Here is a 23472-nt window from a genome sequence, read left to right as displayed (position 1 = left end):
GCTTTACTCTTCGGTTAGAATGCGCCGCACCTCTTGGGCATCGGCGCTCATTAAAGCTTCGCGCACGGCTTTTTGCGAAAACCGCCCCGCAAGCTTCGACAACACTTCCAAATGCTCGCCGGTAGCATTTTCAGGCACCAGCAGCACAAAAATCAACGACACCGGCTTGCCGTCGGGCGCATCAAACGCCACCGGCTCCTGCGTGCGGATAAACGCGCCCACGGCTTTTTTTACCGAAGCATGGCGCCCGTGCGGAATGGCCACGCCCTGCCCCAAGCCGGTGGTGCCGAGCTTTTCGCGGGCAAACAGGCAGTCGAACACATCGGCGCGCGCCAGGCCGGCTTCATTTTCAAGCAGCAAACCTGCCTGCTCGAATACACGCTTTTTGCTGCTGACTTCCAAATCCAGCACAATGTGCGACAAAGGTAAGATTTCGCCGATCAGGCTCATAAATTTCTCTTAAACTGGGTAAGCAAAACAGTTGCCGATTGTACCGACTGTTGTTTTAAATCTCAATCGCCCGCGCGCATTTTACATTTCAGACGGCCTGGCAAAACATTAATAAAAACTAAATAATCAAATACTTGCTATCAAATACCTGAGATACAGAAAGCAGCTTGTTATCGGCCGGGCCGTCTGAAAAAGTTCCGTTTGCACCTGAAAAAATCTGCCGTCATACAACCCCGCCTACATTCAAGCCACAAAACAGCAAGGCAGCGCAAAGCTTTAGATTATTTACTTTAAGTTATTAACAGATTCAACATCAAAAACCGCGCCAAGCCAGCCACGCATAATGGCCGACAATGCCGGCAAACCAAGCCAGACCGATGCGGTTATTCTCCAGAAAAGTGCGGAAACACGCCCAGCGCTCGCGCGTTTTAATCACTTGATATTGCTGCCATTGCCAATACACCACCAGCGGCAACACCAGCCAATAAGGCCAGCTCGCGCCAATCTGCACGCCCAGCACCACCATCAGCACGGTAAACCAGAAATGGCACAACATCACCGCTTCCACATCGTGGCTGCCGAAAGTGATGGCCGAAGTTTTGATGCCGATTTTCAAATCATCTTCTTTATCGGCCATGGCGTAAATAGTGTCGTAAGCCAGCGTCCACAGCACATTGGCGGCAAAAATCAGCCAAGCCAGCGGTGGCACGCTCTCGGTAACGGCGGCAAACGCCATCGGTATGCCGAACGAAAATGCCAGCCCCAAATAAAATTGCGGCAAGGGGAAAAAACGCTTGGTAAAAGGATAAGTAATGGCCAAAAACAAAGCCGGCAGGCTCATCAGCCAGGTGAGGCGGTTGAGCGGCAGCAAGCACAAAGCCGCCAGCAGGCACAAAATCAGCAGCAAAAGCATAGCTTCTGATTTGCTCACCAGCCCTTGCGCAAACGGGCGCTGATTGGTGCGCGCCACCGCGCCATCAATATCGCGGTCGGCAAAATCATTCACCACGCAGCCGGCGCTGCGCATCAAAAACGTGCCCAGCATAAAAGCCAGCAAAATCACAAAATCGGGCACACCTTCCGATGCAATCCACAAAGCCCACAAAGTCGGCCACAACAGCAGCAAAGTGCCGATGGGCTTTTCCACCCGCATCAAGCGGCCATACACACACAGCCGCCCCACCGCATAACGCGGCAGACACTTGAGCAATAATCGTTTGATATTCCGCATGAATAAAGATTCCATCAAAAAAAGGCCGTCTGAATCGTTCAGACGGCCTCGAATTATAATCTAATTTTATGGAACTTTATCAAGCCATATATTTTTATGTGATGCAGATAACCCTGCCCAAGCATCAATCTGCCGCTCAACGCGCAGCCAAAGCCTGATCCAACGCCGGCAAAAAGCATTCCACCAGCCCCAGCGTTTCGCCCTGCATCGTAAAAAACGAGCGCCGCGCCGGCAAGCGCTCGGCCGCCCCGCTGCCGGGCACAGCCTTATCCAGCAAGGCAAACTCAAACGGCGAGCGCTGCACCGGCAACGAGCCGTCAAACAAGCGCTCGCCCAAAGGGCGCGTGCCGCAATCGAGCAGCAAACGCCATTGTTGCGACGCCGCCGCACACATGCTGCGCGCCCACACCACCGGCACATCGTTCAAACACAGCAACACATCGCGGGCAAACCAGCCCGGCGCATCCGCCGGCAAGCCGCCGGCAAACAAAGCATCAAACGGCGCCGCGCCCAAATAAAGCAGCCGCACCGAAAAGCGCGCATCCGCCGCACGCAGCGTTTGCGTGAGCGATTGCGCCGTTAAAACAGGCGCTGCGTGCGCGCCGATGGCTGCCAGCGCCTGCGCAGGCAGCGCCGCCTGCCAGTTGTATTGATTTTCCATGCGCGGCATTATATAGCAAAACCAGCGCCGGCAAGCGCAACATCACGCCACCCGCCATGCCGGATAAAAAGGCCGTCTGAAAGCGGCCGCAGTCGCAGAAAACCATTCTTTAAATATCCATTCAAAAAATATCCATTCAAAAAAGCAACCCGACAAGATGCGATTCGCTAACAACGAGGCAATGCAGCAACGCGGAACAAGGCTGCACCGGCTTGAATCGTGCCACGATAAAACCATTTTCTTATACCCATTCAAAAAAGTAAGCTAACAAGGCGGCGAGCCGCAGAAAGTACGGCAAGGCGAGACAACGAAGTTAGGTTATTTTTTTGGATTGGTATTATTCACGCATCCCGCCTTCAGGCTATAATTCCCGAGCTGAAATGCTTAACACGCCGCCCGATTGCCACCCATATATAAGGATACCGTTGTGAACATTATTCTCTGGCGCCACGCTGAAGCCGAATACGGCCCGCCCGACCTTGAGCGCGCGCTCACCGAAAACGGCCGCCGCCAAGCCAGCACCATCGCCGCCTGGCTGCGCCGCCATCTGCCGCAAGATGCGCAAGTGTGGGCATCAGAAGCCGCGCGCAGCCGCCAAACCGCCGATTATCTCACCCAAGATTACGCCGTGTTGTCTGCACTCAATCCCGACATCAATGCCCGCACCCTGCCGCGCCTCTTCGAGCGCCTTTCCGGCAACGACACCGTGGTGCTGGTCGGCCACCAACCGTGGCTGGGCGAATTGAGCCGCTTTTTGCTCAACGGGCATTGGCAGGGCGAGGCTTATTGGTCGTATAAAAAAGGCGGCTTTTGGTGGCTGCAGGTCAAACACGACAGCAACGGCTATCACGCCAAGCTCAAAGCCGCGCTCACACCCGCTATTTTGCTGGGCGAAAGCTGAGCGATTGTTTTCATGATTCCCGCTTTTTTAATCGGCACAACTTGTCGGCAAACAGGCCGTCTGAAAATGTTTCAGACGGCCTGTTTTTTATAAAGTTGATAACCGCTATCAAATATTATATAATGTTATACCATAACAAACCAACTTTAAAAGGCTATTTGCATTACATGGTTGAAATTGGTTTCTCATCCAAATCGTCATTATCACTGTATAACTCAACCAAGGTTGGAATATAAGCGCCATATTCCAACTTAGTTTTCTCTTGCTTGGTTGGAAATGCAGTTAAACCCTCATAACCTTTGGTTGATTTTAATGAAGATGATGGAGTCTTCAAAGTTGTAATAGATCGAGCCACTTTGTTATATAACATCTTTGCTCGAAGCACCTCAAAGGTATATCCTCGTCCCATTCGATTTGCGACCCTTGTAATACCATTATGCCCCTCAGTATAAGCATTGGTAATTCTTATTGGCGCATCCCAATAGGTGAATATATCCTCAAAGTTATTATTCACAGTTTTAGCAACGTCACGGAAAGACTTTAAATATTTGGGAATACTGCTTTCCCATTCATGAAACCTTTGTATGGCATCGTCTTTGGTTGTTGCTTCATAAATATTATAAAACTGCTCTTTGAGGTCATAAGCTTCCTTAAATTCAGGATGCCATTTTTCTAAATTTCCTAAAATTCTTTGTTGATCTTCGGTCAATGAATTTGGTCGTCTAAGCAGTATCCATCGCAAATGTTTTTTCATATTCAGTCGGGCATCGCGATCCAAGCTACTTTGTAATGTTTTACGTTCAGTGTCTAAAGCTTCACTTGCCATTCTCACTACATGAAACTTATCAATAACCAACTTGGCATTTGGTAGGTGCAGACGGAATGACTTTTTGAAGGGTCGCCACATATCACTACAAATCCATTCTACTTTTTCTGCATCAGGCAGTTTGGCGAAGTATGGTATCAATGTATCTTGAGTTCTTTCAGGCAACATATCATATAAGCTGTTCATAGCAAGGTTGGTGATGACACAGCGATATGTTCCCATCAATTTAAGTTCATCAATACCCATAATCGTTGGAGTTTCAAACTTAATATCTCGTTCTAATTCCTCCACGAAATCGAGCGTAATGTTTTTAATGGTGTTCACGACTACACCCGTATCTTCGGCAAGCTGCGTAAATGTTCGATCTAAGCAACGCTTGCGTACTTGCTGAATCAGCCGATGGGTCGCTCTACGCTTTTCATCTAAGAAGCTGAGTTGAGGGGTAATCATGCTTTTGCATCCAGAACAGCGATAGCGTGTCCGTACCACCTCAATTTTTACAGCCTGCATCTGTAAGGGGGTATCGGCAAAATGATTGATACGCTGACCGTGTTTGTATAAACGTCCGCCGCATTCAGGGCATGTTTCCAAATGCTCACCGCTTGGCTGTACGGTAATCATAATACAGCCATCTTCATTACGGTAATCTATCGGCTGTACACCTTCCAGTTGCAGAATATCAATCATTCTAATACTCCGTTATGTTAGACGATGCACATCAATGGTTTCACCATCTTTAAGCAATTTATACAGCACCTTGATCACATTCTGCATCGCTTGTGCATCGGTCTTGAGCAACAATGCTGATAAGTCTTGATGTGAGGTCAGTGCTTGAATAATTGCGCCTTTCGTTGCCGATGGCAAATTACCTTGCAAGGCTGTGGATTCAGGATTATTTTCAATCTGAGCCATAACTACATCGTTATTTCGTAGAATGGTTACTAAATGATTGATGTATACCACCTGTTCTTCACGGGTGGAAATATCGCCAAAAGTCTGAGCAATAAGATCAATGACTTCTTTCAGATAAGTCATTTTGGTTGGCTGTAAATCACCATTGGCTGTGCCTTGGATGGGGGCTAATGGTTGAGGTTCATCCGCTTCGGGATGATCGGTATCATCGGTTTTAAGTTTCTTTTTAAAGATGCCAAAGCCAGTCAGTACCAAGCCTGAAATATCAATTTCTTTAGCAGACATACCATTTAATCGTTTGGATAAGAGCTTGGTAAATGCCGAGAAGTTTTCAAGTTCAGGATCGCCAAAGTCAATAAGCTGTGCCACATAGGAATAAATACGGCTAAACTTATCCAAATTGCCCTTAAAGCGCATCAAGGTTTGTAATTCTACGTCTAACTGCTTGCGCTCAAATTCCGCTTTTTCTGCGCCTTCATCATTGCCGTCTGCTTTGGCTTGATCAAATGCGGTTTCCTGTAGCTCAATCGCCTGTTTGAGCATTTTCAGTTTTTGGTTAAACAGGCGGGCGACACGATCGGTTGCTTTAAACAGGTCGGGATGTGTGGTTTCTTTGAAATCATGATTACTAATATCACGGATGGTTTTAAAACGAGCTGCTTTAAACTCCTCCAAATCATCTTCGGTAATCAGATCAAGTTCTTCAATATTGTCTTTGATGGTATAAACCACATTCGGGTCTTGTACATCCACCATTTTTACCCCGTTGTCGTACTTTTTGAAGCACTTTAAAATCCATTCAGGGTCATTTACAAAGTCAATTACAAAGGTTTGATCTTTGCCTGTGGTGGTACGGTTTAAGCGTGACAAGGTTTGTACCACTTCAACTTCATTGGCAATGACTTTATCAAGGTACATGGCGCAGAGTTTGGGTTGGTCAAAGCCTGTTTGGAATTTATTCGCCACTACCATTAAGCGATATTCAGGGCGGTCAAATGCGATGCGTAAATCAGAATTAGGTGCATCGGCATTCATATTGGCTTCGGTAAATTCAGCATCTTCACCAACTTGAAATAGCGCCCCGTTTTCGCTATCACCATCTGCTTCATGGCTAATCTGTTTGCCCGTGAGCTTACCCGAAAATGCCACCAAGACACGATAAGCACTGTATTCAGGGTTATCTTCAATATACTTTTCTAAGGCAATTTTATAACGTGCTGCCGCAGGGCGTGAACTGGTCACGATCATGGCTTTGGCTTGACCATTAAGCAAATTGGCAACATTGTGGTGAAAGTGTTGAATAATAAACTGCACCTTTTGCGTGACATTGGTCGCGTGTAAAGCCATCCAACGGGCTAAGGCTTTTTTGGCTGCTTTAGAGTTGACTCGTTTATCATCATCAACTGCATCACCACCGAGCTTAAAAGCTGTCTTGTACGGCACATAGCCTTGCAATACATCTAAAATGAAGCCTTCTTCAATCGCTTGACGTTGCGGATACAAATGAAAGGATTCAGGTAAATTGTCATCACTGGCAGGCTCACCATTTTTAGTACGCCCAAACAGCATTTTAGTCGAGTGTTTTGGGGTTGCAGTAAAGGCAAAATGGCTGATGTTTTTAGACTGTACACGGGCTTTTTGAATCTGCTCCAGTAACTCCTCAACAGTCAGGCTTGCCATCGCTTCACCTGACTGCAATGCCAATGTCGCTTGCAGTTTAGATGCCGTTGAGCCTGTTTGCGAGGTATGTGCTTCATCAATCACAATACCGTAGTTACGGTCGCTTAAACTGGTATTGGTCAGAATCGCTTCCATCACATGCGGGAAAGTCTGAATGGTCACAATAATGATCTGTTTATTGGACAACAGTGCATCTTCAAGCTGTTTGCTTTTCGATTTGCCTGCATGTTCTTTGTCATCACGGTTAATTGCAGCAATTAAGCCTTTTTGATGGTCGAGTTGTTGAATCGCTTCCTGTAACTGATCATCCAGTACCGTTCGGTCTGTCACCACAATGACGGAGTTATAAAACGGTGTACCGTCATTGTGACGCAAACGTACCAGTGAATGACACACCCAAGAAATCGTAGAGGTTTTACCTGAGCCTGCACTATGCTCACATAGATAATTCAGTCCCACGCCTTTTTCTTGCACATCGGCAATGATTTTATTCACCGCATCAAACTGATGGTAACGCGGGAAGATCAAGCGTTCCTGTACCGTCCAGTTGCCATATAGATCGACTTTGTTTTTCTTTTCCACATAGACAAAGTTATGGAATATTTTCAGCCAATTATCACGTTGGCAGACATAATCCCAAAAGTAAGCCACTGGATAATCTTCACCTTTAGCCACATCCGCAGGAGGATTGCCTGCATGTCCCTCATTACCTTTATTAAATGGCAAGAAATAGGTGTTTTCACCATCTAAAGCGGTGGTCATGGCAATTTCAGATTCAGACAAGGCAAAATGCACAATTGCACCACGCTTAGGTGTCAGCAATGGCTCTTTACGTCTTGTTTTAGGGTCTATCGGCTTACGGTCATTTTTATACTGCTCAATGGCATCTTCTAAAGACTGGTTAAACTCGGTCTTAATTTCCACCGTTGCCATTGGCAAGCCGTTAATAAAGAACACAAGGTCCAAAATGCCTGCATCTTTAGAAGGGTGGTATTTAAGTTGTGGAACAACACGTAGGATATTGGCGTTGTAGCGGTCAATGACAGCTTGATTGCGTCCATCTTCGGGTGCGCTTTCACTGAGGTCGATTGTGCCTGCGCCCGCCATGCTAAAGCCATTACGAAAGATATGGATTGTGCCTTTCTTATTCAGTTCATCATCCAAGCGGTCGATGATGCGTTTTTCGGTATTATTGCCATTCAAGGCTTGCAGTTTTTCCCACTTTTCAGGCTGCGTGGCTTGAATCCATGTGATTAAATCTTCGGGGTAGAGTGCATATTCGGTATGATAATTTTTACTTTGCCCAACCACCCAACCTTGCGCTTGCAGTTTTTGCACAATATAGGCTTCTAAGTGACTTTCGTAATGGGCTTTGTCTGCCAAAATATTCATGCGATTCCCCTTATTCTTCATTTTGTCGTAATGCGTGTTGCCAAAACGGGTCTTGATGCCATAACTCAGGCATTTCCATATTGGCTTTAGATAGTGTTTGTTAAAAAAATCATGCGCCAAACTCCCTTACGTCAATTTTACCTGTAACCGCATGGGAGATAATCGAAGTACGGTATTCTTTAAGTTTTTCGATTAAAGATTTTTGTTTGGAAATGAGGTTGTCAATTCGGGCAGTTTCGGTGTCGAGGAATGCAACGATTTTTTGTTGTTCATCTAAAGAAGGAAGCAATAAGTCAATATGGGTAAATGCTTCGCTCTCCAAATCCCATTGATTAACTCGTATCCCTTTTGAATAGTTTTTATAACTTTGAATGTAATACGCAGAACGAATCAGAAAATGAATATATTTTGAGTGATATTCAGCTTTAGGTTGGTAAATATAATATGCAGGGCTAACAATACCTCTTAACTCAGAGATAGCAATAGAGCCTTGCCATGCTTTCATTTTATTGATGACAAGATCATTTGCACATACAAGCTGATAAGGAGTTAAATCTTCTGATGCTCTATTATGATTATCATCCCTACTATCTTTAGGAATAACACCATAATCACGGTAAACAGAAAGTAAGCGTTCAGTTGGAAAGTTAGTCCTTTTAATACGCTTAAATAAACTCCAAATAGGTTTTTGTTGCCAATGCTCAGGCACTTCCCCCAACCATTCAACACCACTGTCTTTCATTGGTGCATTTGGGTTTAAACCTTTAGTCACAGCATGAGAAATAATCGACTTACGCTGTTCTTCTAAAAGTTCGATTAACTTTTCTTGCTTGGCAATTAAGTTGTCGATACGGAAGGTTTCGTAGTCGAGGAAGGATGCGATTTGGGTTTGTTCACAAGCACTAGGAATTGCTACATCACACACAGCCATATCCCTAAATGTGAGTGTTTGACGTATCCCCGCACCCAAGGTTTTCATTTTCCTAATATCAAATATATAAAGCAGATACTCTAAATATCTTTTATTAAAAGTATTGTTTTTTAACTTTAGAACGAAATAACCTGAGCTAACAACTACATCTATTTTAGATAAAGCTGTTCGCAGACTTTTTAAGTCATAATTTAGATTTAACGGGTTTACTAAAAACTCACCCTGTAATACCTCTTGATAATTTTCTTTCAATTCATCTGTTAAGTTTGCTTTATCTTCTTTATAAACAACCGAACCAAAGCTAATAGCCCCAAATGGAAGGTTCATGTTTTTTGTGTGTTGTTTCTCTTGAAATATATACTTAAATTTAGAGCCAACCCAATGTTCAGGCACTCCCCCTAACCATTCCACACCGCTATTTTTATAACTTGGGTATTGTTTAAATTCCATTTTTAAACCTCCCCAAGCAATTGCGCCACTTCGGCAGACAGCTCTTTAATCTCAGCCATAATCTCATTCGGGTGGCGTGGCTGCTCAAACACATAAAAATAACGGTTAAAGTTAATTTCATAACCCACCACACCCACTTGACCGTCTTTGGCATCGGTATAACTGGTATCAATTACCGCATCAGGCGCATGAGGAAGTACCTCTTTCGCCATATAGTCCTCAATATTTTGATTTAAAGGAATATTTTCATAGTCGGTGAGGTCACTGTCCATTTGTACTTCACCATTAATTTCTACGGCTTCGGCATCAGGATTTTGCACCCCAAACGCAGCGATCAAAGCATTTTTTAAGCCTTTGCTGACTTTGCTGAGTGGTAGTTTTTTCAGGAATGTATTCTCAAACCAAGCATAGTCTTTGCTGTCACCAAACTGCTGTTCAATATAAGCTGATACCGTGTTTTGGTCGCTGTCGGATAACTTGCCAAACTCTTTCGATGCTTTAAACGATTCCAGTTTTTCCGCATCAAATTGAAGATCAATCCGTAGAGGGCGCAAGACTTTTACTCGGCGATAGCCAAAGTCAGTGTAATCAAAAATCTTACTGACCGAACTTTCTTCAAAGTCGGCATAAATACGGCTAATTTCATCAATCGAGTTTTGGTCAATAAACTTGCGCTTGTTGCCCTCATTTTTGCGCATAGATGAACCCATACCTGTTGCATCAATGAGCTGTACTTTGCCTTTGCGCTGTTCAGGTTTACGGTTTGAAATCAACCAAATATACGTTCCAATGCCTGTACGGAAGAAAATATCAGTCGGCAATGCCACAATTGCTTCGAGATAATCATTTTCTAAAATAAAGCGTCTAATTTCTGACTCGCCTGAGCCTGCACCACCGTTAAACAATGGTGAGCCTGATAGTACAATCGCACCACGACCACCACCATTTTCAGGTAGTTCTAGTTTGGAAATTAGGTTTTGTAAAAACAGCATTGAGCCGTCACTGGCTTTAGGCAAACCCGCACCAAAACGCCCATTTAAGCCTTTTTCTTTATGCTCTAATTGAACCGCACTGGCATCCTTCGCCCATGACATACCGAAAGGTGGGTTAGAGCATTGATAGTGGAAACGCTGCCCTGCAAATAAGTCATTACTGAGGGTACTGCCCAATTTAATATTTTGTGATAAATCACGGCTTGGGTCAGATTCCAGTTTTTTGAGCAACATTGAACCCAATGCGACCGCATGAGTTTCAGGCTGCAATTCCTGTCCGTGGGGTACAAGTACAGGGGCAATTTTATAGCGGTCCTTAAAACCGTCTACATAGTTCATCATGTCGGTTAGGAAGCCCGATGTACCACAGGTTTGATCATAAATAGTGCGGATTAAACCATTCTTTTGTTCAAACAGCTCATTATCAGGCTCAAGCAATAAAATCGCTGCCAAATGTACAATATCACGCGGGGTCATAAAGTCCTCTGACCCCGTACCGACTTCTGCACCAAATCGAGCGATTAAATGTTCATAGACATTACTCATGGTGCGGTCAGGAACAACATTCGGATGTAAGTCGATGGCAGCGAAATTATTGCAAATGCGTAGCAGTAAATTCGCTTTAGAAAGCTTATTAATTGTTGTATTGAAATCAAACTGTTCAAAGATTACACGCACGTTTTCAGAAAAATTAGAAATGTAATCTTCAAGGTTGGCTTTGGTTTTTGTACCGCCTAAATTGGAAAGGTTATAAGTCGATTTGTTATAAAATGGATTGCCGCTTACGTTAGTAAGAATATCGTCAAGCGCCATGCCTTGATCTTTGAATTGCTCATAAGTATTGAGAACAGCATCTTTCGTTGGCTCAAGCACACATTCCAAACGTCTTAATACCGTAAAGGGCAAAATGATTTTACCGAACTCTGTATGCGGAAAATCCCCCCAAAGATCATTCGCATTGTTCCAAATAAAACTTGCCAGTGTAGATTCAGTATTGTTTGGTGCAGAAGCCATTTTTTTCAACCTTATTTTGCAATAGTTAAATATTATGCAATTAATGCAGATTTTTCAACCTTGAAATGCAAATTTTAAAATTGAACGATTTAAATAGTTTCAACCTTAGATTGCAAATTTAGAATTTGTTGAGTTAAAAGAATAAGGTGAGATTTATAAAAATCCCACCTTAAAATGCAAATAGCCCTTTAAAAGTAAAAGGAAGCCGGCAATGAAACCGAATACCCATCCCGAAACCTATCGCACCGTTTTGTTTTTCGACAGCAGCGCCAACGAAGGCTGGCTGATCCGCTCCTGCACCGACACCCACGGCAAAACCATGCTGTGGCACGATGGCCGCGAATATCCCGTGTTTATGCTCGACACCTCTTCCGCCTCGCATCCGGTCTACACCGGCAAGCAGCGCGAACACAACACCGAAGGGCGCGCCAGCAAATTCAACCAGCGCTATCAAGCCATGCTCGGCTCATTCAGAAAGGAAAAATAATGCAGGTGTTGTCTTCACTGAAAAGCGCAAAGGCGCGCCACCGCGATTGCCAAATGGTGCGCCGCAAGGGCAAGGTTTATGTGATTTGCAAAAGCAATCCGCGCTTTAAAGCCCGCCAACGCTGATGCTTTTATTATGATGTCAAACTCATCAACGAGGCCGTCTGAAACTTTTCAGACGGCCTCTCTTTTTATTCGATTTTCAAATATTGCACCGACAAAATCTCTATCGTTTCGCGCCCTTCGGGCCCGTGCAACACCACTTCGTCGCCCTCGCGCGCTTTAATCAGGCAACGCGCCAGCGGCGACACCCACGAAATTTTGTTGGCCGCGGTGTCGATTTCGTCCACACCTACGATTTTCACCGTCTGCTCGCTGCCGTCGCCGCGCAGCAATGCCACCGTGGCGCTGAAAAACACCTGATCTGTGGGCTCGCGCGTTTCCGGATCCACCACCACCGCCGCTTCCAGCCGCTTGGTTAAAAAGCGGATGCGCCGGTCGATTTCGCGCATGCGCCGCTTGCCGTAAAGATAATCGCCGTTTTCACTGCGGTCGCCATTGCTTGCGGCCCAATTCACCACTTGCACGATTTCGGGGCGCTCTTTGTGCACCAATTGGTAAAGCTCGTCTTTCAGCGCCTGCCAGCCTGTGGGGGTGATGTAGTTTTTCGGGGGGGATGCGGGGGCGTCGTTCATCATAAAGGCCGTCTGAAAAGAAAGCGCTTATTCTAACGCTTTTTTGCCTTCGCAAACCAATCCGCTTGCATAGGTGGATTTCATCGGTTCGGCTTGACACCTTGGCCATCTGAAAAACTTTCAGACGGCCTTGTTGTTTTTATCTGGGCCTCAATTCAATCATATATAACTGAATTGAATAAATTAACAGTAATTCATTCTTTTGATTTCACCTCCTGTTTGATTATAGTTTTCCCATCAACACTCAATAAAACAAGGAAAGCATTATGGCTGCCACTTTAAACCTTACGCCGATTCAAGCCACTATCGGCGCAGTGATTCATAATATTGACTTGAACCGCACTGATTCTGAAACCACTGCTCTGATTCAGCAGGCATTACTTGACTACCAGGTGATTTTCTTCCGCAGGCAGCAATTGACGCCACAAGCCCAAGTGACGCTGGCGCACGGCTTCGGCTCACTGCATATCCACCCGATTTATCCTGCCGCGGCGGATGCGCCCGAAGTGATGGTGCTCGACAGCCTGCAACAGGATTTGCGCGATAACGAGCTTTGGCACACCGATGTCACTTTCCGCGAAACACCACCGCTGGGTTGCGTGCTGCGGGCTGTGAAAATTCCACCTGCGGGCGGCGACACTTTATGGGCCAGCGGCACCGCGGCGTTTGCCGCGCTCGACACCGATTTGCAGCAACAACTAACCACGCTCACTGCTCTGCACGATATCCGCCGATCTTTTCCACCCGAACGCTTTGCCCGTGATGAGGCCGAACGGCAAAAGCTGGAGTATATTTTTGCCGCCAATCCGCCTATCAGCCATCCGGTGGTGCGCACTCACCCGCTTACCGGGCAGCCGATATTGTTTGTCAGCGAAGGCTTTACCACCCGAATCAATGAATTGAGCGAGCAAGAAAGTGACCGTTTGTTAGCCGCTTTGTGTCGACATGCCACGCAACCCGAATTTTCCCTGCGCTGGCAATGGCAGGAAGGCGATGTGGCGATTTGGGACAACCGCAGCACTCAACACAAAGCACTGTTTGATTACGGCAATGCCCATCGGATTATGCACCGCGTCACCATCAACGGCGACCGCCCGTTTTACCGCCCGCCACAAACCCAAGCCGCATAACACATCAACACGCATCATCAATCCGTGAGGAAAACATCATGAACCTTAAAAACAAACGTAAACACACACCTTTATGGATTACCGCACTGACTGTGCTGGCCATCGGCGGCTTTGTTTGGTATCAGGCTACACCGGCAGACACGGCCGGCCAACCCGTGGTCATCGCCTACCAAACCGGTGTCGACCCCGGCAAACTTGCCCAAGCCGATGGCGATTATGAGCGCAACAGCAATCGCGCCATTGAATGGAAAAAATTCGATTCAGGCTCCGATGTGGTCAATGCACTGGCTTCGGGCAACGTGGTTATCGGCAATATCGGCTCCAGCCCGTTTGCCGCTGCCGCCAGCCGTAATTTACCCATCGACACATTTTTAATCACCTCGCGTTTGGGCGACTCTGAAGCACTGGTGGTCAGCAACCGCTCAGGCATCAAAGAGCCGCGCGATTTAATCGGCAAAACCATCGCCGTGCCGTTTGTGTCCACCACCCATTACAGCCTGCTCTGCGCATTGAAAAATTGGGGCATCAGTGAAGACCAAACCAAAATCATCAACCTGAGGCCGCCTGAAATTGCAGCAGCCTGGGCGCGTGGCGACATTGACGCCACTTATGTATGGGAGCCGGTATTGGGTAAAGTAAAAGCCGACGGCACCGTGCTCACCGATTCGGGCAAGCTCGCCGAGCAAGGCGCGGCCACTTATGATTTGTGGGTGGTGCGTCGCGATTTTGCTGAAAATAATCCTGATTTTCTGAAATCATTCGTGCAAACCACGCTGAAATCGATTAGCGATTACCATCAAAATCCCAAAGCCTTCGCCGACAATGCCGAACACGCCCGGAAAATTGCCGCACTCACTGGCTCAAACACAAACGATATCCCACTGCTGCTCACCGGCAACACTTATCTGAACGAATTCCAGCAGCGTGAAGTGTTGCAAGGCGAGTTTGCCCAAAATATTGCCGATACTGCCAATTTTTTGAAATCACAAGGCAAAGTAGATCAGGTGAAGCCGGATTATCACGACCACATCAACGTGCGTTTTTTACAACCCTGAGGAATCCGCCATGCATACTTTAAGCGCCGAACACATCAGCCTGACTTTCCCCGGCCAGCCGCACACCGTATTGCAAAACATCAACCTCAACCTAAATGAAGGCTCACTCACCGTCATTCTGGGCGAATCAGGCTGCGGTAAAACCACATTGCTGAATATCTTGGCCGGATTCCAACAACCTGATTCCGGCAGCATTAAAGTCAACGGCAAAGCCGCTGTCCACCCCGATGCCCGCCGCGCGGTGGTGTTTCAAGACCATGCCTTGATGCCGTGGCTGAATGTGGCTGAAAACGTTGGTTTCGCGCTGAAGCTGCAAGGCGTCAACGAGCCGAAAGCTTGGGAAGCCGTGGCGGATATTCTGCAAACCATCGGCCTCGACCACGTGGCCGAAGCCAATATTTGGGCACTTTCAGGCGGCATGAAGCAACGGGTGGGCATTGCACGCGCCTTAATCAGCCGTGCGCCGTTTATTCTGCTCGACGAGCCTTTTGCCGCGCTGGATGCCTTTACGCGTGAAAACATGCAGCAATTGGTGCTGGATTTGTGGGCGCAGCAAAACAAAGCCTTTTTTCTGATAACCCATGATATCGAAGAAGCCCTGTTGCTCAGCGAGCGCCTGATATTGATGGCCGCTCGCCCGGGCAGAATCGTACAAACACTGCAACCGGGTTTTGCCGTCCGCTACCGCAACGGCGAGCCGGTGCGCGCGATTAAATCCGACCCTGAATTCATCCGCCTGCGCGAACAGTTGTTTGAAAACTTGCGCAACCAGAAAAAACCAACCGCAGATGAGGCCGCATAATGAATACCGACAAACCCACCACTTATTCAGATGGCAACACGTCCGCCTTTATCCCGCACGCGCCACTTCAGACGGCAACGCTGCCTGCCAAATTGATAACCAAATTGCAACGGCGCAGCACATTGGCGCTCAGCACCGCCAGCGTGTTGGGTTTGCTGTTGCTTTGGTATGCCATCACGGCACTCCATATCGTGCCTACCCTGTTTTTGCCCGCTCCGCAAGCCGTGTGGCAGAAATTTATCGAAGTCAGTCAACAAGGTTTTATGAAAGCCACCTTATGGCAGCATCTGGCCGCCAGTATCGGCCGCGTATTACCGGCACTATTAGCCGCCATTATGATCGGCATTCCGTTGGGCTTGTGGATGGGCATGAATAAATGGGTGCGCGCCGTCGTCGATCCGCTGATTGAATTACTGCGGCCGATTCCGCCGTTGGCCTACCTGCCTTTGCTGGTGATTTGGTTCGGCATCGGCGAAACCACTAAAATATTGCTGATTTTCTTTTCGGTGCTGGCGCCGGTGATTATCAGCAGCGCCCACGGCGTCAGCAGCCACCAGCTCAACCGCGAGCGTGCCGCATTGGCTTTGGGCGCAAGCCGCATGCAGGTGTTCAGGCACGTGATTCTGCCCACCGCATTACCGCACATCATCACCGGCATCCGCATCGGTTTGGGCGTGGGCTGGTCGACATTGGTGGCCGCCGAGCTGGTGGCTGCCGACCGGGGCATCGGCTTTATGGTGCAATCGGCCGCCCAGTTTCTAATCACCGATACGGTCATTCTCGGCATTATCGTGATTGCCGTGGTGGCGGTGGCACTAGAACTATTATTGCGCAATCTGCAAAAACAACTTTCACCGTGGTATGGGCAGCAACTGTAAAGAAGCGCCAAAAACCTGTTTACGATCTTTTTTCGCCGCTTCGAGCACATAAACAGTTGCTAAAAAATAAAGGCCGTCTGAAAAGTTTTCAGACGGCCTGCTTGCCCGCACCATCAATGCTCTAATTCATCGCTCAAATACACCACTTTTTCATTCGCGTCTTGCGGCAGAATCAGGTTGAGCACCACCGCCACAATGCCGCCGGCGGAAATCGAATTTTGAAACAGCACCGGTAGGTTTTTAAACACTTCCGGCTCAAACGCCACGCCCAAGCCCAGCCCCACCGAAGTGGCGGCAATCACCGCCTCGCGGCGGCGGATACCGTTGCTCACCAAAATGCGCACGCCGGCAATCGCAATCAGGCCGAACATCAACACCATCGCGCCGCCGAGCACCGGGCTGGGAATGGTGGTAAACGCGCGCCCCACCACGGGAAAAAGGCCGAGCAGCACCAAAATCGCGGCAATATATTTGCCCACATGGCGCGAAGCCACGCCCGTCATCTGAATCACGCCGTTGTTTTGCGCAAACGTGGTCAAAGGCAGCGAGCCCAGCGCGGTGGCAATCACCGACACCAAGCCATCGGCCATCACGCCGCCGCGCAAACGTTTGGTGTATTCCTCACCCTCGATCGGCTGATCCGACACCATCGCCGTGGCGGTGAGATCGCCCACCGCTTCAAACACGCTCAGCAAATAAATGGTGCCGGCCACGATAAACGCATGCCAGTCAAACGCAAAGCCGTATTTAAACGGCACCGGCACGGTAATCAGCGGCAGATTCTGCAACGGCGAGAAATCCACCTTGCCCATAAACAAAGCCACAATATAGCCCGCCAATAAGCCGATGGCGATGCCGCTCATGCGCAGAAGCGGGTTTTTCATGCAGTTGAAGAGCAGCACAATCACCAACACCAGCGAGGCCAAGCCCAAGTTTTCCACCGAGCCGAAGGTGCCGTCCGCCTTTGCACCGAAGCCGCCGCCGAAATCGGTGATGCCCACATGCACCAGACTCAAACCGATCATCATCACCACCACACCGCTCACCGTGGGCGTGATCACTTTTTTCAGATAAGGCAAAAGCCAAGCCGAGAAACACACCAAAAAAGCGCCCACAAACGACACGCCGAGCAAGGTGGAAATCATCGCATTTTCATCCATGCCGCCCTCTTTCATGCCCAGTCCCAGCGCAATCATCACGGTAACGAATGAAAAATTCACCGATTGAATCGACAACATGCCCGAGCCGACAGGGCCGAAACGGTGCACCTGCAAATAAGTGCCGATGCCCGAGGCCACCATCGCCATCGACACCAAATAAGCCGTCATTTCCACCGGCAATTGCAGCGCGCCGCCCACAATCAGCGCCGGCGTAATCATCGGCACAAAAATCGCCAGCAAATGCGTGATCGCGCTCAAAAGCGCATTCATAAACGGCGGTTTGTCTTCCAGCCGATACACCAAATCGGGGGAATCGGCAGGCTTTTGCGCGGGAGCGGCCATGATAGTCCTTTAAAATATGCTAAGAAATGTAAGCGCATTATTGTATACAATCTCAGCCGCCAACTCAATTTTCAGACGGCCTTTAAACCCTTGCGCCGAAAACCCGCCACACTTTCCTCGCAAACCGGCTCCAAAACCTTTGCAAACCTTTGCAGGCCGTCTGAAAGCAATGTTTCACACATGCTGCAAAGTAAGCTACAATCGCAAAAATATTCAGCAAACGTTTCGAGAAATAAAGGTTTAAGCATGTTAAAAGGCAGCTTGGTCGCCCTGATTACCCCGATGCATTCCGACGGCAGCGTTCATTTCGAGCAACTCAAATCCCTCATCGATTGGCACATCGAAAGCGGCACCGACGGCATCGTAGCCGTGGGCACCACCGGCGAGAGCGCCACTTTGGCGGTGGACGAGCATTTGGCCGTGATCGAAGCCACGGTAAAACACGTCAACAAGCGCGTGCCCGTGATTGCCGGCACCGGTGCCAACAACACCGCCGAAGCCATCACACTCTCCCAAGCCGCCGAGCGCTTGGGCGCGGATTACACCTTATCCGTGGTGCCCTACTACAATAAGCCTTCGCAAGAAGGCATCTACCGCCATTTCAAAGCCATCGCCGAAGCCACCACCATTCCGATGATTGTGTATAACGTGCCCGGCCGCACCGTGGTCAACGTCAACAACGACACCATCTTGCGCCTGGCCGAAATCCCCAACATCATCGGCGTGAAAGAAGCCAGCGGCGACATCGGCCGCGAAATCGACCTCATCAACCGCGCGCCCGAAGGCTTCGCCGTGTATTCCGGCGACGATCCCACCGGCATGGCCTTTATGTTTTGCGGCGGCCACGGCGTAATCACCGTAGCCGCCAATGCCGCGCCCAAGCTTTTTGCCGACATGTGCCGCGCGGCGCTCGCCGGCCGCCTCGAAGAAGCGCGCGCCCTCAATGCGCAGCTGGTGCCGCTTTACGACGTGATGTTTTGCGAGCCCAGCCCCGCCGCCCCCAAATGGGCCGCAGCCGCACTGGGCAAATGCGAAGCCCATGTGCGCCTGCCGATTATTGAACTTTCCGCCGAGGGCCAAGCCAAAGTACGCAGTGCCCTGGCCGCAGCCAAATTGATTTAACCACAGGAAACCCCATGAAAGCACAGATGAAACCGGCCATCGCCGCCATCGCCCTGATCGGCTTGGCCGCCTGCTCCGGCAACAAAGAGCAGCCCAAGCTCGATTATCAAACGCAAAACCGCAAAATTGTCAATTTGGAAGTGCCGCCCGATTTAACCAACCCCAATCAAGGCGACCGCTATCAAATTCCCGCCGGCTCCGGCGCCGTGCGCGCCAGCGACATCAACCGCACCCCCGCCGTGCAGCAAGCCGCTAATCAGGCCGTGCTGCAAAGTGTGAAAGGCGTGCACATGGAGCGCGAAGGCAGCCAGCGCTGGCTTGTGGTCGACGGCAAAACCCCGGCCGAAATCTGGCCGTTGTTGAAAGTATTCTGGCAGGAAAACGGTTTCGACATTCGCTCTGAAGAGCCGGCCATCGGCCAAATGGAAACCGACTGGGCGGAAAACCGCGCCAAAATCCCGCAAGACGGCCTGCGCAGCATCTTTGAAAAAGTAGGCCTCGGCGGCGTGTATTCCACCAGCGAGCGCGATAAATTCATCACCCGCATCGAAGCGGGCAAAAACGGCACCACCGATATCTTTATCAGCCATCGCGGCATGCAGGAAGTGTATGCAGACCGCAATAAAGACACCACCATGTGGCAGCCGCGCCCCAACGATCCCAATCTGGAAGCCGCTTTCCTCGGCCGCGTGATGCAATACTTGGGCGCCGATGCCAAGCAGATTGAAAGCGAATTAGGCAAGAGCGCACCGGCACGCAGCGGCAGCGCCGAATTGGCCAAGCTTGAGGGCGACACCCTGCTGCTCAGCGGCGATTTCGAGCGCAATTGGCGCCGCACCGCGCTGGCGCTCGACCGCGTAGGCTTAACCGTGATCGGCCAAAATGCCGAGCGTCACGCTTATTTGGTGCAGCCCGCGCCGCAAGAAGGCCAAGCCGTGGCCACGAAAAAACCGGGCTTTTTCAGCCGCATGATGGGCAAAAAAACCGTTGAGCCCACCGTGTATCCCGAGATGATTGTGTATGCCGAGCCGGTAAACGGCGGCACGCGCTTAAGCCTGCTCAATAAAGACGGCAGCGCCTACCGCGGCAGCGATGCCTCCACTTGGCTCTCGCGCCTGCACACCGAATTGCGTTAAGCGATAGCTGCCCGCACCCACACAGGCCGTCTGAAACATTTCAGACGGCCTTTCGTATAAACGCTATAATGCAAGCCATTTCACCAACCGATATCGAGATATGCGCGCACGGAAAACCTATTTAATCGGCATTGCCCTGTTTACCTTATTGTTTATGGCGCTGGTGCTGCTGGGCAGCTGGCTGCTCTCGATTGAAAGCCGCCAATTTGCAGTGGCCAGCTTTTTGTTTGCCTTTGGTGCCGTGTTCGGCCAAATCGGCTGCTTGGCGCTTTATGCCCGCCAAAGCGCGCGCGACAAAGCCATCGCTGCCGCACGCCGCGCACAGGAGCAGCAAAATGTTTGACGAAATCGTGTTGGCCAGCGGCAACGGGGGCAAGCTCAAAGAATTCGGCCGCTGGTTCGGCAGCCGAGGCATCCGCGTGTTGCCGCAAGCTGAATTCAACGTACCCGAATGCCCCGAGCCGCATGCCACCTTTATTGAAAACGCCATTGCCAAAGCCCGCCACGCGGCCAAACACAGCGGCCGGCCGGCGCTGGCCGATGATTCCGGCATCTGCGCCGACGCGCTGGGCGGCGCGCCCGGCATTCACTCTGCCCGCTTTGCCGGCAGCGCACCCAAATCCGATGCCGCCAACAATGCCAAAATGTCGGCCGAGCTGGCGCATCAAGCCGACAAACGCTGCTATTACGTGTGTGTGCTGGTGCTGGTGCGCCACGAAAACGACCCGCAGCCGATTATCGCCGAGGGCATTTGGCGCGGCCAATGGCAGGCCGAAGCAGCCGGCAGCAACGGCTTTGGCTACGACCCGCATTTCTACCTGCCCGAACAAGGCTGCACCGCCGCCGAGTTATCGCCCGAAGTAAAAAACCAAATCAGCCACCGCGGCCTGGCTTTGGCAGAATTGAAAAAGAAAATCGACCTGCTTTACCCGCAGGCATAAAAATAAGTCAAAGGCCGTCTGAAAGCTTTCAGACGGCCAAAAATATTGCAGGCCGGATGCCGGTAGCCTACACGCTACTCATCCATTATAAAAATCAAAACATACACAATGAAATGAATAATTGAATGGTGTCACTCAGCCAGCCTCAAACAGCACGACAAGGCGCAGTAAGGCCGTAGCACATTTTTATTCATTTCACTATAATAAGCGCCATTTCACCAGAAAGCCACCATGCCCCCGAGCGCCCCAGCCACCTTGCCCGCCGACACCTCGCCGCACACCGAATTCCGTCGCGGCGTGAAAGAAAGCCTGCCCATGTTGATAGGCTTGCTTCCTTTGGCGCTGATTTTAGGCGTGCAAGGCGCGCAAAAAGGCATGAGTGTGCTGGAAATGCCGCTGATGACGGGGCTGAATTTTGCCGGCGGCTCCGAATTTGCCGCCGTGGGTTTGTGGGGCGACCCGCTGCCCTCTTTACTGATTATCGCCGTTACCCTGATGATCAACACCCGCCATATTCTGATGGGCGCGGCGCTCACGCCTTATATGCGCCAAATGCCGCTAAAAAAAGCCCTGCCGGCGCTTTTTTTCATGACCGATGAAAGCTGGGCCATGAGCATCACCGATGCCAACAAACGCAAAGCGCGCGGCCTGCCCGCCTTCAGCCTGGCTTATTATATGGGCGTGAGCCTCACGCTTTATGTAATGTGGATTTTTTTCACCACACTGGGCACCGCCATCGGCCCCACGCTGGGCAATGTGGAGGCGTTGGGCTTCGGCATGGCTTTTCCGGCGGTGTTTTTAGTGCTGCTACGCAGCATGTGGAAAGGTTTTGCCGCCGCACGCCCTTGGTTGGTTAGCCTTTTGGTGGCCGCGCCGGTGTATTTATTCACCGAGGGCGCTTGGTATGTGCCGGCCGGCGCGCTGGCCGGCTTGCTGGCTGCTTATTTTTGGAGCGCCGAAGCATGATCAGCTGGGCTTCTTTCCTCACCATTTTGGGCATGCTCGCCGCCACTTACTCCACCCGCCTGATCGGCTTTCTCGCGCTGCGCCACCGCACCCTCAGCCCGCGCGCGGCGGCGGTGATGGAAGCGGCGCCCGGCTGCGTGCTGATTGCCGTGATTACCCCACATTTTGTGTCGGACAAGCCGCATGAATTGCTGGCATTGGTGATCACACTTATCGCCGCCAGCCGTTTTTCCATGCTGCCCACGGTGCTGATTGCGGTGGCGTCCAGCGGGCTTCTGGGCTATTGGATGAATTAATGGCCGGTAAAACAAAGACCGTCTGAAAAGGTTTCAGACGGCCTGTTTGATGTATGCACAATGGCTTAATCGGGCTGCCCGAACAAGCCGGTCGACAAATAGCGGTCTCCCCGGTCGCAAATAATGCACACCACCACCGCGCCCGGATTTTGCGCGGCCACATCCGCCGCCACCATCGCCGCCGCACCCGACGACACGCCGGCAAACACGCCCTCTTCGCGCGCCATTTTGCGCATAAAGCGCTCGGCATCTTTTTGGTTCACATCCCGCACTTCATCCACCAAGTCCGCCTCAAAAATGCCCGGCATATATTCGGCCGGCCAGCGGCGTATGCCGGCAATCGCCGATTCGGCATCGGGCTGCAAACCGATGATTTTCACATGCGGGTTTTGCGCCTTCAAATATTTGGCCACACCGGTGATGGTGCCGGTGGTGCCCATGGCGCTCACGAAATGGGTGATCTTGCTTTCGGTTTGTGCCCAGATTTCGGGGCCGGTGGTGAGATAGTGCGCCTGCTTGTTGTCGGGATTGTTGAACTGATCGAGCACCAAGCCCTCACCCGCCGCCTGCATCGCCAGCGCCTGATCGCGCGCGGCTTCCATGCTGTCGGTTTCAATCAGCTCGGCGCCATAAGCGGCCATCGCGTCTTTGCGCTCCTGCGTGGCATTTTTCGGCATCAGCAAAATCAGCCGATAGCCGCGCATGGCCGCCACCATGGCCAGCGCAATGCCGGTGTTGCCGCTGGTGGCTTCAATCAAGGTGTCGCCCGGGCGGATTCGGCCGCGCTTTTCGGCCTGCATAATCATATTAAAAGCGGGGCGGTCTTTCACCGAGCCGGCCGGATTGTCGCCCTCAAGCTTGGCCCACACTTGCGCCTGCGTGTGCGCGGCCACGCGCTGCAAGCGGATAAGCGGGGTGTGGCCGACGCAATCGGCCAAGGTTTGAATGGATTGGGTCATGTGGTGTGCCGTGTGAATGTCAAACAGGCGCAAGTTATCACAAAACCGCCGGCGCGAATATAGC

At 50.2% G+C, this 23472-nt stretch carries 23 protein-coding genes; 13 read left to right on the top strand and 10 right to left on the bottom strand.

Annotated features, from left to right (window positions below; all coding sequences use genetic code 11):
* Window positions 1–3 precede the first annotated feature (3 nt).
* The 3 genes from ptsN to LVJ78_RS04090 form a co-directional block, all read right to left on the bottom strand.
* Window positions 4–450: a PTS IIA-like nitrogen regulatory protein PtsN gene (gene ptsN / locus LVJ78_RS04100; protein ID WP_132953672.1), complete on the bottom strand. Its 447-nt coding sequence runs from the start codon at window positions 448–450 to the stop codon at window positions 4–6.
* A gap of 313 nt (window positions 451–763) precedes the next feature.
* The gene (ubiA, locus tag LVJ78_RS04095; RefSeq protein WP_132953671.1) at window positions 764–1681 is read right to left on the bottom strand and encodes a 4-hydroxybenzoate octaprenyltransferase; all 918 of its coding nucleotides are present in this window, start codon (window positions 1679–1681) and stop codon (window positions 764–766) included.
* A gap of 136 nt (window positions 1682–1817) precedes the next feature.
* Window positions 1818–2342, bottom strand: coding sequence for a chorismate--pyruvate lyase family protein (locus LVJ78_RS04090; RefSeq protein ID WP_165870911.1), 525 nt, complete (start codon window positions 2340–2342; stop codon window positions 1818–1820).
* A gap of 427 nt (window positions 2343–2769) precedes the next feature.
* Here LVJ78_RS04090 and LVJ78_RS04085 point away from each other — a divergent pair, with 427 nt between their 5' ends.
* Entirely contained in the window at window positions 2770–3243 is a 474-nt protein-coding gene (locus LVJ78_RS04085; RefSeq protein ID WP_132953669.1) for a SixA phosphatase family protein, read from the top strand.
* Between the two features lie 163 nt (window positions 3244–3406).
* On the opposite strand, the gene LVJ78_RS04080 is transcribed toward LVJ78_RS04085, so the two are convergent.
* The 4 genes from LVJ78_RS04080 to LVJ78_RS04065 all read right to left on the bottom strand — a co-directional run bounded on the left by LVJ78_RS04080 (window position 3407) and on the right by LVJ78_RS04065 (window position 11440).
* Complete coding sequence (locus tag LVJ78_RS04080; RefSeq protein WP_132953668.1) at window positions 3407–4756, bottom strand: ISL3 family transposase; 1350 nt, start codon at window positions 4754–4756, stop codon at window positions 3407–3409.
* Between the two features lie 12 nt (window positions 4757–4768).
* Window positions 4769–8053 carry a type I restriction endonuclease subunit R gene (locus LVJ78_RS04075; protein WP_132953667.1) on the bottom strand — a complete coding sequence of 1095 codons (3285 nt, stop codon included), beginning with the start codon at window positions 8051–8053 and terminating at the stop codon, window positions 4769–4771.
* A 109-nt stretch (window positions 8054–8162) separates the two neighbouring features.
* On the bottom strand, window positions 8163–9434 hold the full coding sequence (locus LVJ78_RS04070; protein WP_132953666.1) for a restriction endonuclease subunit S: 1272 nt from the start codon (window positions 9432–9434) through the stop codon (window positions 8163–8165).
* 2 nt (window positions 9435–9436) lie between these two features.
* Entirely contained in the window at window positions 9437–11440 is a 2004-nt protein-coding gene (locus LVJ78_RS04065; RefSeq protein WP_132953665.1) for a type I restriction-modification system subunit M, read from the bottom strand.
* A gap of 211 nt (window positions 11441–11651) precedes the next feature.
* Here LVJ78_RS04065 and LVJ78_RS04060 point away from each other — a divergent pair, with 211 nt between their 5' ends.
* Window positions 11652–11927 (top strand): type B 50S ribosomal protein L31, encoded by a 276-nt coding sequence (locus LVJ78_RS04060; RefSeq protein ID WP_132953664.1) that lies wholly within the window; start codon window positions 11652–11654, stop codon window positions 11925–11927.
* Window positions 11927–12052, top strand: coding sequence for a type B 50S ribosomal protein L36 (gene ykgO, locus LVJ78_RS04055; protein WP_132953663.1), 126 nt, complete (start codon window positions 11927–11929; stop codon window positions 12050–12052). Before LVJ78_RS04060 ends, ykgO begins: the two co-directional genes overlap by 1 nt.
* 65 nt (window positions 12053–12117) lie before the next feature.
* Here ykgO and greB read toward each other — a convergent pair whose 3' ends face one another.
* Window positions 12118–12621 (bottom strand): transcription elongation factor GreB, encoded by a 504-nt coding sequence (gene greB / locus LVJ78_RS04050; RefSeq protein ID WP_132953694.1) that lies wholly within the window; start codon window positions 12619–12621, stop codon window positions 12118–12120.
* 266 nt (window positions 12622–12887) lie between these two features.
* Between greB and tauD the strand changes: the two genes are divergently transcribed.
* Genes tauD through tauC form a run of 4 tightly spaced genes read left to right on the top strand, consistent with a single transcriptional unit; the run spans window position 12888 to window position 16486 of the window.
* Window positions 12888–13751: a taurine dioxygenase gene (gene tauD / locus LVJ78_RS04045; RefSeq protein ID WP_132953662.1), complete on the top strand. Its 864-nt coding sequence runs from the start codon at window positions 12888–12890 to the stop codon at window positions 13749–13751.
* Between the two features lie 38 nt (window positions 13752–13789).
* On the top strand, window positions 13790–14806 hold the full coding sequence (gene tauA / locus LVJ78_RS04040; RefSeq protein WP_132953661.1) for a taurine ABC transporter substrate-binding protein: 1017 nt from the start codon (window positions 13790–13792) through the stop codon (window positions 14804–14806).
* Between the two features lie 10 nt (window positions 14807–14816).
* Complete coding sequence (locus LVJ78_RS04035; RefSeq protein WP_132953660.1) at window positions 14817–15608, top strand: taurine ABC transporter ATP-binding protein; 792 nt, start codon at window positions 14817–14819, stop codon at window positions 15606–15608.
* Window positions 15608–16486, top strand: a complete 879-nt coding sequence (tauC, locus tag LVJ78_RS04030; protein ID WP_132953659.1) for a taurine ABC transporter permease TauC — start codon at window positions 15608–15610, stop codon at window positions 16484–16486. The genes LVJ78_RS04035 and tauC overlap by 1 nt, the downstream gene beginning before the upstream one ends.
* A gap of 113 nt (window positions 16487–16599) precedes the next feature.
* On the opposite strand, the gene LVJ78_RS04025 is transcribed toward tauC, so the two are convergent.
* Window positions 16600–17988 (bottom strand): nucleobase:cation symporter-2 family protein, encoded by a 1389-nt coding sequence (locus LVJ78_RS04025; RefSeq protein ID WP_132953658.1) that lies wholly within the window; start codon window positions 17986–17988, stop codon window positions 16600–16602.
* Window positions 17989–18234: 246 nt separating this feature from the next.
* On the opposite strand from LVJ78_RS04025, the gene dapA reads away from it, so the two are divergent.
* The 6 genes from dapA (at window position 18235) to LVJ78_RS03995 (ending at window position 22449) form a co-directional block, all read left to right on the top strand.
* Window positions 18235–19110 carry a 4-hydroxy-tetrahydrodipicolinate synthase gene (dapA, locus tag LVJ78_RS04020; RefSeq protein ID WP_132953657.1) on the top strand — a complete coding sequence of 292 codons (876 nt, stop codon included), beginning with the start codon at window positions 18235–18237 and terminating at the stop codon, window positions 19108–19110.
* Window positions 19111–19124: 14 nt separating this feature from the next.
* Entirely contained in the window at window positions 19125–20246 is a 1122-nt protein-coding gene (gene bamC / locus LVJ78_RS04015) for an outer membrane protein assembly factor BamC (RefSeq protein WP_132953656.1), read from the top strand.
* 100 nt (window positions 20247–20346) lie between these two features.
* Window positions 20347–20589, top strand: coding sequence for an NGO_0222 family membrane protein (locus tag LVJ78_RS04010; protein ID WP_132953655.1), 243 nt, complete (start codon window positions 20347–20349; stop codon window positions 20587–20589).
* On the top strand, window positions 20582–21187 hold the full coding sequence (rdgB, locus tag LVJ78_RS04005; protein WP_132953654.1) for an RdgB/HAM1 family non-canonical purine NTP pyrophosphatase: 606 nt from the start codon (window positions 20582–20584) through the stop codon (window positions 21185–21187). Before LVJ78_RS04010 ends, rdgB begins: the two co-directional genes overlap by 8 nt.
* A 231-nt stretch (window positions 21188–21418) precedes the next feature.
* Entirely contained in the window at window positions 21419–22153 is a 735-nt protein-coding gene (locus LVJ78_RS04000) for an AzlC family ABC transporter permease (protein WP_132953653.1), read from the top strand.
* Window positions 22150–22449 (top strand): AzlD family protein, encoded by a 300-nt coding sequence (locus LVJ78_RS03995; protein ID WP_132953652.1) that lies wholly within the window; start codon window positions 22150–22152, stop codon window positions 22447–22449. Before LVJ78_RS04000 ends, LVJ78_RS03995 begins: the two co-directional genes overlap by 4 nt.
* 65 nt (window positions 22450–22514) lie before the next feature.
* Here LVJ78_RS03995 and cysM read toward each other — a convergent pair whose 3' ends face one another.
* A complete protein-coding gene (cysM, locus tag LVJ78_RS03990; RefSeq protein WP_132953651.1) occupies window positions 22515–23408 on the bottom strand; it encodes a cysteine synthase CysM in 894 nt (297 codons plus the stop codon).
* Between the last annotated feature and the right edge of the window lie 64 nt (window positions 23409–23472).

Source organism: Uruburuella suis, from assembly GCF_022870845.1.
Lineage (GTDB): Bacteria > Pseudomonadota > Gammaproteobacteria > Burkholderiales > Neisseriaceae > Neisseria > Neisseria suis.
Note: the sequence above shows the minus strand (reverse complement) of the source record. Positions and strands in the feature narration are given on the sequence as shown.